This window comes from Pseudomonas reidholzensis, assembly GCF_900536025.1.
GTDB classification, from domain to species: domain Bacteria; phylum Pseudomonadota; class Gammaproteobacteria; order Pseudomonadales; family Pseudomonadaceae; genus Aquipseudomonas; species Aquipseudomonas reidholzensis.
In genome coordinates, this window is sequence record NZ_UNOZ01000026.1 from 14,708 (window position 1) to 27,440 (window position 12,733).

The 12,733-nt window shown below is 67.5% G+C and carries 10 protein-coding genes; 6 read left to right on the plus strand and 4 right to left on the minus strand.

What is annotated here, in order from left to right:
* Positions 1-13 precede the first annotated feature (13 nt).
* From CCOS865_RS17070 to CCOS865_RS17080, 3 genes are all read left to right on the plus strand, one after another.
* A complete protein-coding gene (locus tag CCOS865_RS17070) occupies positions 14-1,423 on the plus strand; it encodes an aspartate aminotransferase family protein (protein ID WP_119142928.1) in 1,410 nt (469 codons plus the stop codon).
* The gene (locus CCOS865_RS17075; RefSeq protein ID WP_119142930.1) at positions 1,416-2,399 is read left to right on the plus strand and encodes a TauD/TfdA family dioxygenase; all 984 of its coding nucleotides are present in this window, start codon (positions 1,416-1,418) and stop codon (positions 2,397-2,399) included. Before CCOS865_RS17070 ends, CCOS865_RS17075 begins: the two co-directional genes overlap by 8 nt.
* A 74-nt stretch (positions 2,400-2,473) precedes the next feature.
* The gene (locus CCOS865_RS17080; RefSeq protein ID WP_119142932.1) at positions 2,474-3,433 is read left to right on the plus strand and encodes an alpha/beta hydrolase; all 960 of its coding nucleotides are present in this window, start codon (positions 2,474-2,476) and stop codon (positions 3,431-3,433) included.
* A 65-nt stretch (positions 3,434-3,498) separates the two neighbouring features.
* Here CCOS865_RS17080 and pvdM read toward each other — a convergent pair whose 3' ends face one another.
* Positions 3,499-4,842, minus strand: coding sequence for a pyoverdine-tailoring dipeptidase-like protein PvdM (gene pvdM, locus CCOS865_RS17085; protein WP_119142934.1), 1,344 nt, complete (start codon positions 4,840-4,842; stop codon positions 3,499-3,501).
* A gap of 196 nt (positions 4,843-5,038) precedes the next feature.
* On the opposite strand from pvdM, the gene pvdP reads away from it, so the two are divergent.
* Complete coding sequence (gene pvdP / locus CCOS865_RS17090) at positions 5,039-6,667, plus strand: pyoverdine maturation tyrosinase PvdP (RefSeq protein WP_119142936.1); 1,629 nt, start codon at positions 5,039-5,041, stop codon at positions 6,665-6,667.
* A gap of 150 nt (positions 6,668-6,817) precedes the next feature.
* Here pvdP and CCOS865_RS17095 read toward each other — a convergent pair whose 3' ends face one another.
* Genes CCOS865_RS17095 through CCOS865_RS17105 form a run of 3 tightly spaced genes read right to left on the minus strand, consistent with a single transcriptional unit; the run spans position 6,818 to position 11,368 of the window.
* Positions 6,818-8,227, minus strand: a complete 1,410-nt coding sequence (locus CCOS865_RS17095; RefSeq protein WP_119142937.1) for an efflux transporter outer membrane subunit — start codon at positions 8,225-8,227, stop codon at positions 6,818-6,820.
* 3 nt (positions 8,228-8,230) lie between these two features.
* Positions 8,231-10,195, minus strand: a complete 1,965-nt coding sequence (locus tag CCOS865_RS17100; protein ID WP_119142939.1) for a MacB family efflux pump subunit — start codon at positions 10,193-10,195, stop codon at positions 8,231-8,233.
* Positions 10,196-11,368: an efflux RND transporter periplasmic adaptor subunit gene (locus CCOS865_RS17105; RefSeq protein WP_119142941.1), complete on the minus strand. Its 1,173-nt coding sequence runs from the start codon at positions 11,366-11,368 to the stop codon at positions 10,196-10,198.
* A gap of 218 nt (positions 11,369-11,586) precedes the next feature.
* On the opposite strand from CCOS865_RS17105, the gene CCOS865_RS17110 reads away from it, so the two are divergent.
* Both CCOS865_RS17110 and CCOS865_RS17115 read left to right on the plus strand, forming a co-directional pair.
* Entirely contained in the window at positions 11,587-12,063 is a 477-nt protein-coding gene (locus tag CCOS865_RS17110; RefSeq protein WP_119142943.1) for a sigma-70 family RNA polymerase sigma factor, read from the plus strand.
* A 168-nt stretch (positions 12,064-12,231) separates the two neighbouring features.
* Complete coding sequence (locus CCOS865_RS17115; RefSeq protein WP_119142945.1) at positions 12,232-12,711, plus strand: histidine kinase; 480 nt, start codon at positions 12,232-12,234, stop codon at positions 12,709-12,711.
* The last annotated feature ends 22 nt before the right edge of the window (positions 12,712-12,733 follow it).

A 12,733-nucleotide genomic window follows, 5' to 3' on the forward strand; every position in this document is an offset into this window, starting at 1 on the left:
AAGGGACTCTCCGATGTCGACCGCTTCCAGCCTTGCCCAGATCCTGCCGGCCGCCGCGCCGCAACCCCTGTACGAATTCGCCGATTCGCCGCTGCTGGTGCGCCAGCAGCAACAGGAGTCCAACGCCCGTAGCTACCCTCGACGCATCCCGCTGGCGCTCAAGCGCGCCCGCGGTATCTACGTCGAGGACGTCGAAGGCCGCCAGTTCATCGACTGCCTGGCCGGCGCCGGCACCCTGGCCCTGGGCCACAACCACCCGGTGGTGGTCGAAGCGATCCAGCGGGTGCTGGCCGACGAGCTGCCGTTGCACACCCTCGACCTGACCACACCGGTCAAGGACCGCTTCGTCCAGGACCTGTTCGGCATCCTCCCCGAGGCCCTGCGCCGCGAGGCGAAGATCCAGTTCTGCGGGCCGACCGGTACCGACGCGGTGGAAGCGGCGCTGAAGCTGGTGCGCATCGCCACCGGGCGCAGCACCGTGCTGGCCTTCCAGGGCGCCTACCATGGCATGTCCCAGGGCGCCCTGAGCCTGATGGGCAGCCACGGGCCGAAGAAACCGCTCGGCGCGCTGCTGGGCAACGGCGTGCAGTTCATGCCGTACCCCTACGACTACCGTTGCCCGTTCGGCCTGGGCGGCGAGGCGGGTGTGCGGGCCAACCTGCATTACCTGGAAAACCTCCTGCTCGACCCGGAAAGCGGCGTACCGCTGCCGGCCGCCGTCATCCTCGAAGTGGTACAGGGCGAGGGCGGCGTGATCCCGGCCGACCTCGAGTGGCTGCGCGGCGTGCGGCGCATCACCGAGCAGGCCGGTGTGGCGCTGATCGTCGACGAGATCCAGAGCGGCTTTGCCCGCACCGGGCGGATGTTCGCCTTCGAGCACGCCGGCATCATTCCCGATGTGGTGACCCTGTCCAAGGCCATCGGCGGCAGCCTGCCGCTGGCGGTGGTGGTGTACCGCGACTGGCTCGATCAATGGACCCCGGGTACCCATGCCGGCACCTTCCGTGGCAACCAGATGGCCATGGCCGCCGGTTCTGCCGTCATCGACTACCTGGTCGGCCATCGCCTCGACCAGCACGCCGAAGCCATGGGCCTGCGCCTGCGTGGGCACCTGCAGCACCTGCAGCGCGACTACCCGCAGTTGGGTGATATCCGCGGGCGTGGGCTGATGCTCGGGGTCGAGCTGGTCGATCCCGATGGCGCGCTGGACGCGCAGGGCCACCCGCCGGCCAACCGCGAGCTGGCACCCAGGGTGCAGCGTGAGTGCCTCAAGCGTGGCCTGATCCTCGAGCTGGGCGGCCGCCATGGCGCGGTGGTGCGCTTCCTGCCGCCGCTGATCATCAGTGCCGAGCAGGTCGACGAGGTGGCGCGGCGCTTTGCCGATGCCTTTGCCGCGGCGCTCAAGGGAGCCCGGCATGAGTGAATTAGCCGAAATCAAGGTACGGCCCCTGTTGCCTGAGCGCGGCGCACTGCCGTTGCTGGTCGAGGCGGCGGAGCCGGGGATGGGCTTGCTGGACCACTTCGATGAGCTCAAGGACCTTGTCGCGCAGCACCTCGACCAGTGTGGCGGGGTGTTGTTCCGCGGCTTCGACGTCGGCGGTGTGGCCGCGTTTCGGCAGTTTGCCGATGCCTTCGGGCATCCGCTGCTGAACTACGAGTTTGGCTCGACGCCGCGCAGCAACGTCACCCAGGGTGTGTACACCTCGACCGAGTACCCGGCGCACCAGAGCATCCCGCTGCACAACGAGCAGGCCTACAGCCTCGACTGGCCGATGCGCATCTGGTTCTACAGCGTGATCGCCGCGCAGACCGGCGGCGAGACGCCGATCGCCGACAGCCGCGAAGTCTACCGGCGGATGCCGGCTGACATTCGCGAACGCTTCGCCAGCAAGCGCCTGATGTACGTGCGCAACTATGGCAATGGCCTGGATGTGGGCTGGGAGCAGGTGTTCAACACCGAAGACCGCAGTGTGGTCGAGGCCTACTGCCGCGCGCACCACATCGAGTGGGAGTGGAAGGACGACGGCGAGCTGCGCACGCGCCAGGTCTGCCAGGCGGTGGCCAGCCACCCGTGGACGGGCGATCAGGTGTGGTTCAACCAGGCGCACCTGTTCCACGTCTCCAACCTGCCCGAGGAAGTGCGCGAAAGCCTGCTCGAGATCGTCGATGAGGAGGACCTGCCGCGTAACGTCTACTACGGCGACGGCACCCCCATCGAGTTCGAGGTGCTGGAGCGTATCCGCGCGGTGCTGGACGACTGTGCGATCAGCTTCGCGTGGCAGGAAGGCGATGTGCTGATGCTCGACAACATGCTCGCGGCGCACGCCCGCTCACCCTTTACCGGCCCGCGCAAAGTGGTCGTGGCCATGGCCCAGGGCTACAGCGAAAAGCATCGCTGAGCCGCTGGGGTCGACTGAACCCTGATTGATGAACGAGTGGCTGGCATCGATCGATGCCAGCCTGGAGACGTGAAATGCCCCTGAACCCTGACCTTGCCGCTTACCTTGAGTTGGTCGAAAGCGGTCGCAGCAGCGGCAAGGTGCTGCCGATGCATGAGCTGGACCCGGACGAGGCGCGGCGTCAGTTCGACCAGTCCTCGGCGTTGATGGTGCCGGTCGCCGAGGAGCCCGAGTACATCTCGACGCTGTCGCTGGCGGCGCGTGATGGCCACCGCTTGGAACTCAGGCGTTATCAGCCGCCGCGCCCGAACACGGCGCTCAGCGGTGCGGCGATCCTTTACCTGCACGGCGGCGGCTATGTGGTCGGCAGCCTCGACTCGCACGATGCGCTGTGCTGGACGCTGGCCCAGGACGCGGGTGTACCGGTGTTTTCCCTGGGCTATCGGCTGGCGCCGCAGTGGCGCTTCCCCACCGCGGCAAACGACGTCCATGACGCCTGGCGCTGGCTGGTCGGCCAGAGCACTGAGCTGGGCATCGATGCGCAGCGCCTGGCGGTGGTGGGCGACAGCGTGGGTGGCAGCCTGGCGACGGTGCTGGCCAGCGAACTGGCCGCCCAGGATGCGGTGGCGCTGCCACGCGTGCAGGTGATGATCTACCCGGTGACCGACGCCAGCCAGGTGCGTGCTTCGGTCGAGCGCTATGGTCGCGGGCACTTGCTCGAGGCGGACACCTTGGCGTGGTTCTACCAGCAGTACCAGACGTCGCCAGCGGATCGTCTTGATCCACGCTTCTCGCCGCTGTTGGGCAGCGTGGCGGCCAACACCCCGCCGGCGTTGCTGATCGTTGCCGAGTGCGACCCGCTGTACGACGAGGGGCTGGCGTATGCGCGCCACCTGGAGGCGGCGGGGGTGTCTGTGGAGTTGGCGGTGTTCGAAGGTGTGACCCATGACTTCATGCGCATGGGGGCGATCATCGGTGAGGCGGATGAAGGCATGGCCCGAGTGGTGGCGGTGCTGGAGCAGCGCTTGGCTTGAGGATTGATGGGCCCAATAAAAAACCGCGCCCTGCAAAGGCGCGGTTTTTTTTAGTGGCCCAGGCTTTAGCGGGACGAAGTCGCAGTCGGCTTGGCGGCGTGCTGCACCTGTTCCCAGACCCGCAGGAAGTTACCTCCCCAGAGCTTGGTGATATCGGCTTCCGAATACCCCCGGGCGATCAGCTCGGCGGTGACGTTGCGGGCCTCGCTGACATCGTCCCAGCCGGTGACCCCACCACCTTCGTTGAAGTCCGAGCTGAGGCCGACATGGTCGATGCCGATCTTGCGCACGGTGTAGTCGATGGCGTCGCCGTAGTCCTTCAGCGTGGCCTTCGGCTCCTCGTCGAGGATGGCGTACAGCCCCTCGGCGTATTCACCGACCTTCTGCTCCGGCCAGCCGGCGATGATCGGGTCGCCCGGCATCAGTGCATAGGCCTGGTTGGGCAGCGGCGGCAGGTCGAAGCGCGCGCGCAGGCTGTTGAGCCGCTCCTGGGTCTTGGCGCTCAGCGGCTTGAGGTAGGTGCCGAAGGCGACGATCTGCACCACGCCGCCGCTGTCCTTGATCAGCTGCAGCTCCTTGTCGCTGAGGTTGCGCGGGATGTCCACCGCCGCCCGCGGCGCCGAGTGCGAGGCCACCAGCGGCGCGCGGCTCAGCTCTGCGACCTGGCCTAGGGCCTGGCTGGACATCTGCGAAACGTCGATGATCACCCCCAGGTCGTTGAGCCGCTGTACCGCCTGGCGGCCAATCGGCGACAGGCCGCCGAGGGCATCGACCGTGTCGTTGAAGAACGGCAGCGGGCGCGAGGAGTCGGCCCAGCGGTTATTGCCGACATAGCTGAAGCCGAACATGCGCACGCCGCGTGCGGCCCATTGGTCCAGCAGGTCGAGGTCATCGCCTAGGGCATAGGCGTTGAGCATGCTGATGAACACGGCGAACTTGCCTTCGCCGTGCAGGCGGCGCATGTCTTGCGGGGTATAGGCGATGCCGACCTGGTTGGGGAAGTCGCGGACCATCGCGGTGATGGCGTTGTAGCGCACCTCCTGGGTATGCCGTGCGGCGTCGACGAAGCCATCGGTGGGGCGGTGCGGGCCATTGTCGCCGGTCCACGACTCTGGCCAGGCGAAAATGGTCAGCGCCGCGCCTGACAGGCGTCCACGCGCGGCCTTGACCAGGTCGAAGCGTCCAGGCCCGTCCTGGTCGGCTTCGCGGCCTTCGGTACCGAAGCTCAGCGGCAGGGTGATGTGGCTGTCAAAGGCAATGATCCGCTGTTGCAGGTCATTGGCCTGGCGCACCACCTCCTTGGGGTAGCCGTCGGTTGCCAGGTAGGACCAGGCGGCAAACCCGGCACCGGCGGCAACGGCCGCGGCCAGGCTGAGGGACAGGGCTTTTTTCCAGCGTCGTTTGGTCATCTCGGTCTCAGTAGGTTCACCGCAGAGGTTCGGGCCCGGGGCCCTGGCTACCTGAAAAGAACGAGCACAGCGCCGGCAAATTTAACCCCCACCCGCGCCCGCGAGGCACCGCCGAGGGTTAAATTTTCCCGCGTGCACAACGTTTTAGCCTTGGATGGGCCGTGCTTGCGGCCATAACGACGGCACAGGTAGTTCAATGACGATTTCTCGACGAGGCTTCATCGCAGGTGTGGCGCTGACCGGTGTTGCAGCACCCGCAGCGTGGTACGCGCAGCGCCAGCTGACGCGCGATGAGGCGTTTCCCGAAACCCCCGGCGAGGCCGTCGTGGAGCTCGCCGACACCGCCGGCCAACAGTTGGGCGATACCCTGCGCGGCGTCTGGCGCTGGACCTTGAAGGGCAGCGAGGCGGGCCTCGATGGCCTGGAGAATCAGCCGCTGGAGTTATTTCTCGATGTAGCGCAGCGAGGTCGTGGCATTCGCGGCTACCTGGACACACCGGAGCGCCTGCGCAGTGATCAGGAGCCCCGCTACCGGGTGGTCGGTGACCTGCCCGCAGACAAGCCGGGGACCCTGCGCTGGCGCCTGTTCGCGCTGGCCGACGGCGGGCATGTGCCGCGTTACGAATGCCATATCGTCCTGGACCAGGTCTGGGGCGAGTTCGGCAATGCCGGCCCGGCGACCCTCAATGGCCGCCTCCTGCGCCTCGACCGGCCGCTGTCCGCGCCTGAGCAGGACAACCGCTTCCTGGCGCACAAACTGACGTTTCCCGAGGCCCGCGAGCGCACGGCGCTGTCGGCGCCATTGATCGCCTGGTTGATCGCCCCCGAACACCGCCTGTTCCATCAGCTCTGGCATTCCTCGCGGGACAAGTGGCACAAGCTGGCCAAGGACAAGCACCAGGCCCTGCGCGGCCTCGGTTGGCAGCCGGGGCCACGCGATCACGAGCGCGATGCGCGCGGTCGGCACAAGGACCGCAACGGCTCGGGCGAGGACTTCCTGTTCATGCACCGGCACATGCTCGGCGCCGCCCGAGCGATCCAGGACTTGCCCTCGTGGACTGGTTTTCCGCTGCCGCAGCCGGAGCTGGCGCGTGACCGGGCCGGTTTCGCACGCTATTTCGACAACCATGACGGCAATGCCCTGCCGCCGACCTGGCTGGCCCGCGGCGATGCCGAATACACCCAGTGGGTGCGGGATATCAAGAGCGCCGAGACGTTTCATGGCAATTTCGAGGTCTGGGAATCGCGCTACAGCGATCCGGCTTACCTGTCGCGGTTGACCCTCGGGCAGTTCGGCTCGGAGCTCGAGCTGGGCTTGCACGACTGGCTGCACATGCGCTGGGCGTCGGTCCCGCGGGACCCGGTCAACGGCATGCCGGTGCCGACCGCGCGCACCCCGGACGACTTCGCCGGGCGCTGGTACGCCGCTGAAAACGACTTTCTCGGCGACCCGTTCTCCTCGCATGTAAACCCGGTGTTCTGGCGCTTCCACGGCTGGATCGACGACCGCATCGAGGACTGGTTCCGTGCTCACGAGCGCTATCACCCCGGCGAAGTCGCGCGGCTTCAGGTCAATGGCGTGCCGTGGTTCGCCCCGGGGCGCTGGGTCGAGGTGGCCGATCCGTGGCTGGGGCCGGACACCCATGGCTGCAGCACGGTGCCCGGACTGCGCCCTGGGCGCAGCGTGGAGATGGACCCGGAGACCATGAAGCTGGCCTTGCGCATCATCTACAGCGATGAAGAACGCTTCGATGGCCTGCTGCGCAAGGTGCCGCAGCGCCCGTGGTATGCGCGGCACCTGAAGGTCAGGCAGCGCTCGCTCTGAGGTGACCTTGGGGCCGCTTTGCGGCCCTTCGCGGCGGTCCGGCGTCCCGGCAAGCCCGCTCCCACAGGTATAGCGCTGCTCTGGCGATCTGTGCGGTCCCTGTGGGAGCGGCCTTGCGTCGCGAAAGGGCTGCGAAGCAGCCCCAGCGCACTAGTGGCTTGCGCCGGCCGTCCAGCCCCCCCCCAATGCCTTGTACAGCGCCACGCTGGCCTGCAGCTGACTCAGTTGCAACTGGGCCAGCTGGTCCTGTGCCTTGTACAGCGTGCGTTGGCTTTCCAGCACCGTCAGCAAGGTTTCCGCACCCGCCCCATAGCGCCGCTGCGCCAGGTCGAAAGCAATCTGCGACTGCTCCACCTCACGGTCCTGCCACTCCCGCTGACGCCCCAGCCCCTGGCTGGCGTTGAGCGCTTTCTCGACATCGGCAAAGCCGGCGATGATGCTGGTGCGGTAACTCTCCAGCAGCTCCTCCTGCTCAGCCTGGGCCAGGTCCCGCGCAGCCCGCAGCCGGCCGTTGTTGAAGATCGGCGCGACCAGGCCCGAGGTCAGCGTGTAGTACGAGCTGTTGAACACATCCGGCAAGGTCCGGGCACCCGTGCCAAGGTCAGCGCCGAGGGTCAGCTTGGGCAACATGGCCGCCCTGGCCACCTGCACGTTGGCACTGGCCGCCGCCAGGCGCGCTTCGGCGGCGGCGATGTCCGGGCGCCGGGCGAGCAGCTCGCTGGGTACGCCACTGCCGATCTGCGGCCAGCGCAACGCGGCGAACGCCGTGTGGTTGGCGGGCAACTGCTGGACCGGCTCGCCGAGCAAGGTGGCCAGGGTGATGCGGGTGTCCTGGCGCTGCTGCTCGAGCAGCGGCAGCTGGCGCTGCTGGGCGGCCACCAGGCTGCGTTGCTGGGCCAGCTCCAGGCGGGTCGCCGAGCCAGAAGCGTGGCGCGCTTCGACCAGCCGCAGGACGTCCTCGGCGTTGCGCAGGTTGAGCCGGGCGATGCGCAACTGCTCGTGCAGCGCCCGCTCACGCAGGTAGCTGTCGGCGACGCCGCTGAACAGGGTCAGCTCGACCGTCTGGCGATCGAAGCGGCTGGCGTCGAGGCTGCGCAGGGCGCTGTCGCGGGCGGCGCGGACGCCGCCCCAGAAGTCCAGCTCGTAGCTGGCGCTCAGGCGCGTGTCGAACGAGGTACTGGTGGGCGTGTCGCGGCTGACGTCGAGCTGGTCATAACCCTCGCCATGCAGCAAGCGCTGGCGGCTGGCGTCCAGGCCGAGCTTGAGCTCCGGCAGCAAGGGCGCGCCGGCGATCACCGCCCGAGCCTGGGCCTGGCGCACCCGTGCAGCGGCGGCGCCGAGGTCGTGGCTGTTGCGCCGCGCCTGCTCGATCAGGCCATCCAGCTCAGGGCTGGCAAAGGCGTGCCACCACTGTGCGTCGGGCAGGCGCTGCAGGCTGTCGGCGCCGGCCCCCTGCCAGGCGGCCGGCGGGTCGATCGCGGCACTTGGGGTGGGCGGTGTGGAACAGGCGACCAGGGACAGGCTCAGGGTCAGCAGGCTGATGCGGCTTGGCAATGTCATAGGTTATTCGCTGGTAAGGGCTTTGACCGGGTCGAGGCGGGCGGCCTTGCGGGCCGGCATGAAGCCGAACAGCACGCCAGTGGCCACGGCGCAGGCAAACGCGCCGAGGATCGAGGGCAGGGCGAACGCCACCGGGATGCCGGCCAGCATCAGGCCGGCGCCGACGCTCAGGGCCAGGACGATGCCGGTCACGCCGCCGACCATCGACAGCATCACCGCCTCGCTGAGGAACTGGCGCAGGATATCGCGCTGGCGGGCGCCGGTGGCCATGCGGATACCGATCTCGCGGGTGCGCTCGCGCACGGTCATGAGCATGATGTTCATCACCCCGATGCCGCCTACCAGCAGGGAGATCGCGGCGATCGCGCCGAGCATCAGCGACAGGCTGTTCTGCGTGCGCGCCTCGGCCTGGATCAGCGCGGCGTCGTTGGTCAGCTCGTAGTCGTGCTTGCCCTGGTGGCGCTGGCGGAGCAGGTGGTCGATGGCCTGCTCGGTCTCGTTGACCCGGCTGGAGTCGACTGCGGCGATGGTCACGTAGTCCGGGTCACGGTTGCCGAACAGGCGCATGGCCGCGGACGAGTAGGGGATCGAGATGCGCCCGTCGCTGTCCTGGTCGCCCGAGCTCGAGCCCTTGCTGGCGAGAATGCCGATCACCTGGAACGGCACGTTGCCGATCAGCAGGTACTGGCCGAGTGGGTCGCGCTGCGGGTCGAGCATCTTTTCCCGCACTTTTGGCCCGATCACCGCCACGGCGGCGCCACTGGCCTCGTCGGCTTCGGTGAAGAACGCGCCCTCGACCACCGGCCAGTTGAAGATCTCGGGGAACCAGACGTTGTTGCCCGCGACGAAGAACTGCTGGCTGTTGTTGCCGTGGCGGACCATCATCTTTTCGCCGGTGATCGGCATGATGTGCTTGACCTGGGGCAGGTCGCCGATGGCGGCGACATCGTCCAGGGTGATCCTCCCTGCCGGCTGGCCGAGCGTGCGGGGCGCGCCGTTGAGGTAGAGGATGTTCGAGCCGAACGCGGCCATCTGCGCCATCACCTGGCGCTTGCTGCCTTCGCCGACGGCCAGCATCACCACCACCGAGGCCACACCGATGACGATGCCGAGCAGGGTCAGGGCGGTACGGAAACGGTTGATCCACATCACCCGCCAGGCCGCTTGCAGCGACTCGAGCAGCTCGCCTTTCCAGGCGCCGCGCAAGGTGGCACCGCGGTCCAGGCGTTGGCGCAGGTCGTGCGCCTGCAAGCCGGGGTGGTTTTCGGCGGGCGGCTGGGCGTCTGCCGAATCGCTGAGCATCAGGCCGTCACGGATCTCGATCACCCGGTGTGCGCGCGCCGCCACCTCGCGGTCATGGGTGATCAGGATGATCACGTGGCCTTGGCTGGCCAGCTCATCCAGCAGGGCCATCACTTCGGCGCCGCTGTGGCTGTCGAGGGCGCCGGTGGGTTCGTCGGCGAGGATGATATGGCCGCCGTTCATCAAGGCGCGGGCGATCGACACGCGCTGTTGCTGGCCACCGGACAGCTGGTGCGGACGGTTGCCGGTGCGCCCGGCCAGGCCCAGCCGGGCGAGCAGGGCGGTGGCGCGGGTGTGCCGCTCGGCCGCGGGGATGCCGGCATAGATGGCGGGCATTTCGACGTTTTCCTGGGCCGAGCCCGCGGGGATCAGGTGATAGCCCTGGAACACGAAGCCGAAGGCCTCACGGCGCAGCCAGGCCAGCTCGTCGCTGTCCAGTTCGGCAACGTCCTTGCCGGCGAAGCGGTAGTGGCCGGAGGTTGGCCGATCAAGGCAGCCGAGGATGTTCATCAAGGTCGACTTGCCTGAGCCGGAGGCACCGACGATGGCCACGAACTCGCCGGGGTGGATGCTCAGGCTGACGCCGCGCAGCACCTCGACCGTGGGCGTGTCGACGCCGCCATAGGATTTGCGGATGTCGCTCAGCTCGATCAGGGGCGCTGACATTCAACCTCCGCTGGCGCGCGGGGCGCCTATGACCAGTTGCTCACCTTCGTGCAGGCCGTCGATGACCTGCACCCGCAGCCGGTCGCTGAGGCCGGTACGCACCCGGCGCTGTTCGACCTTGCCCTCGCGGTTGAGCACCTGGGCCAGGCGCAGGCCGTCGCGATCGCTGTCGTCCAGGGCCGCCAGCGGCACGCTGAGCACGTGGCTGGCCTGGCCGGCAACAAAGAACACCTGGCTGGTCATGTCGGCCATCAGCGCGCCGTCGGGGTTGTCGACGTCGAGCAGCACCGTGTACTGCACCACCTGGCTGCCGCCGGCACCGGCGCTGATCGGGCTGCCGCCGCCCTGGCTGGTCTGCTCCAGCGGCTTGGGCGGAATCGGCAGGATTTGCCGCACGGTACTGGTCCAACGGCGCTTGCCGCCGGCCAGGGTGGTGAAGTAGGCGGTCATGCCGGGCTTGACCTTGCTGATGTCGGCTTCGGACACCTGGGCCCAGACGGTCATCGGCGAAAGCCTGGCGATGCGCAGGATCAGCGGGGTCTGCTGCTGGGCGTTGAGGGTCTGGCCTTCGCGGGCGTCGACCGCCACCACGGTGCCGTCCATGGGCGCGTAGATGCGTGTGTAGCCCAGCTCCGCCTCGTCACTGCGCAAGCTGGCCTGGGCCTGGTGGATCTGCGCCTGGAACATGTCGATGCGCGCCTGGGTCACCTTGAGCTGGGCGTTGGCAGTCTGCAGGTCTTCATCGCGGGTCGCGCCGGCGGCGGCAAGCTCGCGCTGGCGCCGGTACTGCTGGTTGGCCAGCTGGAACTGCGCTCGCTGCTCGGCCAGCTGAGCCTTGAGGTTGTCGATCGAGAAGCGCGCGGCGTCGAGCTTGGCCTGCTGGGTGGAGGGGTCGATCTCGACCAGCAGTTGGCCCTGGCGGACCTCGTCGCCGGCTTCCACATGCAGTTTGCGGATCTGCCCCGAGGCCTGTGCACCGACGTCGACGTACCGCCGGGGTTGCAGGGTGCCGAGGGCGGTGACACTGCTCTCGATGTCGGCGCGGGTGACGGTCACGGTGCTCACTGGCAGGGCGCCGAAGGGCAGGGTCTGCCACGCCAACAGGCCGCCCAGGCCGAGCAGGCCCAGGCCACCGAGGAGGATGCGACGGCGGGTATTGGTTTTGCGACTCATGCGGACTTCCCAGCCAGGAGGTGTGGCCACGCGCTGCCCGCAGGGGCGCGCACGGAGGTCCCAGATAAACGAAGCGTGGCAGAGGGGATTTAGACAAAGCGGCGGCGGATGATAGTCTGTTGCTGAGAATCATTATAGTTTGTAAGATTCCAATCTGACATCACTGCTTTCAGCCCGCCACCTTGGTAGCGCTGGGCAGGTACAGCCCAGGGGCCTGCGTGGAACATTACTATCGCGAGTTGGTGAGCTTCCTAAGCACACGTCTGGGCAATCGCCAGGCGGCGGAAGACGTTGCCCACGACGCTTACCTGCGTGTGCTGGAGCGCACCGACGCGGAGCAGATCGAGCACCCGCGCGCGTTTCTCTACCGCACCGCGCTGAACCTGGTGGTCGACAGCCATCGCCGGCACCAGGTGCGCCAGGCCGAACCGCTGGAGGTGCTCGACACGGACGAACGCTGGCACACGCCGGCGCCGTCGCACTCGGTGCAACTGGGCCAGCGCCTGGAATTGATGCAGCGCGCGCTGGACGAACTCAGCAGCCCTTGCCGCGAGAGCTTCCTGCTGCGCAAGCTCGATGGCCTGTCGCACCCCGAGATCGCCGAGCGCCTGCAGATCTCCAAGGCCATGGTGGAAAAGCACATCGTCAACGCGATGAAGCACTGTCGGCTGCGCATGCGCGAGTGGGAATCCTGAAAACCGGGTGAAAGGCGGGTGAAAAATCCGCGTACTGGCCACTTGATTTCTCGCGCTTTCCCGACGACTATCAAACAAGACCCCCGCCAGGTATCGCCCTGGCACCTGCCTTGACTGGCGCAGTTTGGTCATGGACTCTTTTCCTTGCCTCCTGCCCAGGTCCGTTCGATGCCAAATAAATCCATGCGCATCCTCATCGCCGACGAGCACCCGTCCCAGCGTTTGCAGCTGGAGAAGATGCTCAATGCCCTGGGTTACTACCGGATCGCACCGGTGGACAGCTTCGAGGACCTGCAGCGCCTGGTGCTGAGCGCGTTGCAGCCGTTCAGCCTGCTGATCGGCAATATCGAACTGGCCAGCCATGCCGGGGTTGATCTGGCGCGCTTCTGCCGGGTCAGCTCGCAGATCCAGCATGCGCTGCTGTACCACTCCCAGCATCTGAAGGTGCCCGCCGTGCCGCAGACCGAGCGCAAGGCGGTGAGCATCAGCCTGCCCAAGGTGCCCGACAGCGAGGCGCTGGAGTCATTCATGGCGATCGTCGACCTGCCGGTGGTGGTCGGCAGGCTGCCACTGCCCGCCGGGCTGTCGTCCACCTCGGGCTATCCCAAGCAACGGATGAATTTTGCCCAGACGGTGTTCAGCCGTTAGCCGGCCGGCTTTGCTATCCTCT

Coding starts and splice junctions, on each gene's coding strand:
- CCOS865_RS17070 (WP_119142928.1), top strand. CDS start 14: ATGTCGACCGCTTCCAGCCTTGCCCAGATCCTGCCGGCCGCCGCGCCG.
- CCOS865_RS17075 (WP_119142930.1), top strand. CDS start 1,416: ATGAGTGAATTAGCCGAAATCAAGGTACGGCCCCTGTTGCCTGAGCGC.
- CCOS865_RS17080 (WP_119142932.1), top strand. CDS start 2,474: ATGCCCCTGAACCCTGACCTTGCCGCTTACCTTGAGTTGGTCGAAAGC.
- pvdM (WP_119142934.1), bottom strand. CDS start 4,842: ATGACCAAACGACGCTGGAAAAAAGCCCTGTCCCTCAGCCTGGCCGCG.
- pvdP (WP_119142936.1), top strand. CDS start 5,039: ATGACGATTTCTCGACGAGGCTTCATCGCAGGTGTGGCGCTGACCGGT.
- CCOS865_RS17095 (WP_119142937.1), bottom strand. CDS start 8,227: ATGACATTGCCAAGCCGCATCAGCCTGCTGACCCTGAGCCTGTCCCTG.
- CCOS865_RS17100 (WP_119142939.1), bottom strand. CDS start 10,195: ATGTCAGCGCCCCTGATCGAGCTGAGCGACATCCGCAAATCCTATGGC.
- CCOS865_RS17105 (WP_119142941.1), bottom strand. CDS start 11,368: ATGAGTCGCAAAACCAATACCCGCCGTCGCATCCTCCTCGGTGGCCTG.
- CCOS865_RS17115 (WP_119142945.1), top strand. CDS start 12,232: ATGCCAAATAAATCCATGCGCATCCTCATCGCCGACGAGCACCCGTCC.